Raw genomic sequence first — 2,068 nt, 5'->3', positions numbered from 1 at the left:
TCCACCTCCCGGGCGGAGCCCACGACGCCGAAACCGTCCGCGACGGCCTCGTCGCCACGATCCAGACCCTGCCCGCGCACCTGCGCGGCTCCCTCACCTGGGACCAGGGCAGCGAGATGGCACGCCACAAGCAGTTCACCATGGCCACCGGCATGCCCGTCTACTTCTGCGATCCCGCCAGCCCCTGGCAGCGCGGCTCCAACGAGAACACCAACGGACTCCTGCGCCAGTACTTCCCCAAGGGCACCGACCTCAGCGTCCACAGCCCCGAAGACCTCGAACACGTCGCCCAGGAACTCAACGGCCGTCCACGCAAGACGCTCGGCTGGAGCACTCCAGCCGAGCGTCTACGTGATCTACTCACCTCCTGAGAACCAGGCGGTGTTGCAACGACCACTGGAACCCAAGGATCCGGTGCGGGGCCCCTCGTCGCGTACGGGCCTCGGGTCAGGCGCTCTTCTCCCGGCGCTCGCGCTTGATCATGTCGCGCGGCACCAGGGTGGGGATGGCGTGCTTGGAGACCACGTCGCCGGTGACCACCACGCGGGCGACGTCCTGGCGCGAGGGAACCTCGTACATCACGGACATCAGCACCTCCTCCATGATGGCCCGCAGCCCGCGCGCGCCGGTGCCGCGCAGGATCGCCTGGTCGGCGATCGCCTCCAGCGCGTCGCGCGAGAACTCCAGCTCCACGCCGTCCAGTTCGAACAGCTTGCGGTACTGCTTGACCAGCGCGTTGCGCGGCTCGGTGAGGATCTGGAGCAGCGCCTCGCGGTCCAGGTTGTGCACGCTGGTGATCACCGGGAGACGGCCGATGAACTCGGGGATCATGCCGAACTTCACCAGGTCCTCGGGCATCACCTGGCGGAAGTGGTCGCTGGCGTCCGACTCCCGCTTGGAGCGGATGTTGGCGCCGAAGCCGATGCCCTTGGCACCCGCGCGGCCCTCGATGATCCGCTCCAGGCCGGCGAACGCGCCGCCGACGATGAACAGCACGTTGGTGGTGTCGATCTGGATGAACTCCTGGTGCGGGTGCTTGCGCCCGCCCTGCGGCGGCACCGAGGCCGTGGTGCCCTCCAGGATCTTCAGCAGGGCCTGCTGCACGCCCTCGCCGGAGACGTCCCGGGTGATCGACGGGTTCTCGCTCTTGCGCGCGACCTTGTCGATCTCGTCGATGTAGATGATCCCGGTCTCGGCCTTCTTGACGTCGTAGTCGGCCGCCTGGATCAGCTTGAGCAGGATGTTCTCGACGTCCTCGCCGACGTAGCCGGCCTCGGTCAGCGCGGTGGCGTCCGCGATCGCGAACGGCACGTTGAGCATCCGGGCCAGGGTCTGCGCCAGCAGCGTCTTGCCGGAGCCGGTGGGGCCCAGCAGCAGGATGTTGGACTTGGCCAGCTCGATGGCGTCCTCGCGACCGTTGCCGCCGCTGCGGCCCGCCTCACCGGCCTGGACGCGCTTGTAGTGGTTGTAGACCGCGACCGACAGCGCCTTCTTGGCGAGGTCCTGGCCGACCACGTACTGGTCCAGGAACTCGTAGATCTCGCGCGGCTTCGGGAGCTCCTCGAAGCGGACCTCGGAGGTCTCGGCGAGTTCCTCCTCGATGATCTCGTTGCACAGGTCGATGCACTCGTCGCAGATGTACACGCCTGGGCCGGCGATCAGCTTCTTCACCTGCTTCTGCGACTTGCCGCAGAACGAGCACTTGAGCAGGTCGCCACCGTCTCCGATGCGTGCCACGAGGTGCTTCCCCTTCGCCAGGGGCCCCGCAGGGTTCCGGGGCCTGGTGCTGTGGACCGTCAACGCCGACGGCGCTCGGTCTCGCTATCCGACGGTACTCTGCCGGGCCCGTGATTCCGGCCTCTTCGTCAGGTCTGCCCTACGCCCTGGGCGAATTGATACCGAACAGATGCCGTCGCGCGGGCCCGCCGATGGACCGGGGCGGGGGGGGGGGCCCGGGGGGGCCCCCCCCCCCCCCGGGGGGCCCCCCCCCCCCCCCCCGCGGCGGGGGGGCGCCCCCCCCGCCCCCCCCGCGGGGGGGGGGCGCCCACAACACGGGGAGGGCGGGGTT

The 2,068-nt window shown here is 69.5% G+C and carries 2 protein-coding genes; one reads left to right on the top strand and one right to left on the bottom strand.

Annotation, left to right across the window (positions count from 1 at the left end; genetic code table 11):
- On the top strand, positions 1-371 hold a 371-nt coding region (locus ABZ449_RS42025; RefSeq protein ID WP_360357424.1), incomplete at its 5' end, for an IS30 family transposase.
- Between the two features lie 76 nt (positions 372-447).
- Here the strand turns inward: ABZ449_RS42025 and clpX are convergent.
- On the bottom strand, positions 448-1,737 hold the full coding sequence (gene clpX / locus ABZ449_RS42020) for an ATP-dependent Clp protease ATP-binding subunit ClpX (RefSeq protein WP_045696864.1): 1,290 nt from the start codon (positions 1,735-1,737) through the stop codon (positions 448-450).
- Between the last annotated feature and the right edge of the window lie 331 nt (positions 1,738-2,068).

This window comes from Kitasatospora sp. NPDC005856, from assembly GCF_040629945.1.
Taxonomy (GTDB): domain Bacteria; phylum Actinomycetota; class Actinomycetes; order Streptomycetales; family Streptomycetaceae; genus Kitasatospora.
This window is presented reverse-complemented; position numbering and strand designations above follow the sequence as displayed.